The 1764-nt window shown below is 67.1% G+C and carries 1 pseudogene; it reads right to left on the reverse strand.

The annotated features are described in order from the left end of the window. Positions 1-58 precede the first annotated feature (58 nt). A pseudogene (locus tag ABZ646_RS46155) lies at positions 59-815 on the reverse strand (transposase). Between the last annotated feature and the right edge of the window lie 949 nt (positions 816-1764).

A 1764-nucleotide genomic window follows, 5' to 3' on the forward strand; every position in this document is an offset into this window, starting at 1 on the left:
AGGGTGTTCGGGGGTGTCTCACTCACGCCCCAGACCCTCTCACGTCTCACGGACGCCCCTATAACGCGGGGGCGAGGGAGGCCGGCCTGACCAGGTTGAACACCTCGCGGGCGGCATATCGCTTGAGACATCGAATGATCTCGCGTCGGGTCTTGCCCTCCTGGGTGCGGCGTTCGTAGTACGCCTGGGTGCGCGGGTCGTGGCGCAGGCGGGTGAAGACGATGCGGTGCAGGGCGGCGTTGGCGTGCCGATCGCCGCCGTGGTTGAGCCGACGCGTGCTCCGCCGGCCCGAGGAGTACTCGACGGGGCTGACTCCGCAAAGGGCAGCAAAGGACGCCTCGGTGTTCAGCCGGTCAGGGTTGTCCCCCATGGTGATCAGGAGAGTGACGGCGCTGTCCGGACCAATGCCCACCCGTTCAAGCAACTGTGGGGCGTGGCGCTCGACGAGCCGGGTCAGGCGCTGGTTCAGCTCGTCGATCTGAGCGGTGAGCTGCTCAATACGCTCGGCGAGCATGCGCCACGTCATGTGGGTGGCCTGGGCCACCGCGTCCTCGTCTCCCCCACCATCGGGTGGGCTGAGGGTCGCGCAGGTGCGGAACAGCGACGAGCTGAGCAAGCAGGTAGCGGGACAGGCCCGCGCCGAAGGTACCGGTGCCCTCCACATCGACCCGGCGCACCGTCCCCCGCTTACGGGCCCACACGAGCAGCTGCCGGTAGCCAGCCGCCGTCGCCGGAAAGGACTCGGTCCCCAAGATCTTCCCGAGCGGGGAGACCACGGCGGCGACATGCACCTCACCGTGCGTGTCCACGCCCAGGACGACCTCGCGCCGAACGGGAGGATCCGTGCTCGAGAGGAGGTGCTGTGCTGTCTGGTCGTCATGGTGGTTGGCCTCCCGTGTGGTGACGTGCTGGGCGGATGGCACCGGCCTGCCCAGGCGGTCTGAACCGTGATGGCGCCGGAAACTCGGCAAGGCCCCTATTGAGACACGCCCTGTGGCTCGGTGGCTGCAAACACCATCCCGCAACGACGGTCGACAAGCCTGTGACTGGACACTTCGGTCGCAGATCTCATGAGTCAGACCCCCGTCCGGGACGGCATTGCGCAACCGTCCCATTGATCCCGGCACAACGGCAGGACCCGATCACTGCCGGATGGCTTCGTCCGAACCGGAGCTCAACCTGACCTGGACGAGCTGACAGCAAGTTGACTTCTCGCCCACTCGTGACCGACATCAGCGGACGGCCTCGCGGCCCGCGTTACCGGCTGTCCTTCGCCGGCCACGGCACGAACGGCTTGGACCCTCTATCGGTGAGCGGCTGGCGACAAGCCCTGTAGCTGCTCCTCGCCTACTTCTAGCCATCTCCTCCGCGAGGTGAACTCTCTCCGAGCCCCTGGCCACTGACACGCGAGCATGGGCGAGTTCGCCCCGCTCGAAGATCCGCCGTCGACGTGCAGATGCACTCCCTCGACGGGAACAAGCAGTTCACCCGCCAGCACCGAGCCAGCTGACTGTAAGTCGAACTCACCCCGCAGAGCCCCGCACCGAACGCCTGTGCGCGGCTGGCGTCGGCTACCCCGCCTGCCCCTGCCGACGTCGACACCCAGGTCGCCGAACGCGGCCAGCCCTGGCGGTATCCACCGGGGGGAGAGTCGCCGTCGCGTGACCGCCCAACGAAGCCGCAGCTTCTCCGGCCGGGTGTGTCAATTTAACGGCTGATCTTGGTTGTTGATGGTCAGTTGTTGCTCGGAGTCAGGCGGCCTTC

Origin of the sequence: Streptomyces sp. NPDC007162 (assembly GCF_040634175.1) — a bacterium.
Taxonomy (GTDB): domain Bacteria; phylum Actinomycetota; class Actinomycetes; order Streptomycetales; family Streptomycetaceae; genus Streptomyces.